Genomic DNA, 241 nt, shown 5'->3' on the forward strand with positions numbered 1-241 from the left:
AGGCGGATCGCCATCAGGGCCGCTGGGTGGTGACGCGCGAGATTCTCGGCCATCTGGAGCAGCAGGTCGCCACGCTGCGTCTGCGCCTTGATGCGAGTCTGTCCCAGGGGCTACCCAATACGCCGCTGCATGGGGTGGAGCTCTCCGCGGTCTCCGGCAATCTGGTGAGGGCCAAGCCGCTGGGTGTGCGTCATGGCGTCGACTTCCTGCATGGTGGCGAGGTGCGCCGCGTGCGCAGCGA

The 241-nt window shown here is 68.0% G+C and carries 1 pseudogene; it reads left to right on the forward strand.

The features are described 5' to 3' along the window. Window positions 1–241: pseudogene (locus R0J88_RS23055) on the forward strand (amino-acid N-acetyltransferase); the annotation flags it as partial.

Source organism: Pseudoalteromonas sp. SIMBA_162, from assembly GCF_046535955.1.
Taxonomy (GTDB): Bacteria; Pseudomonadota; Gammaproteobacteria; order Enterobacterales; family Alteromonadaceae; genus Pseudoalteromonas; species Pseudoalteromonas marina.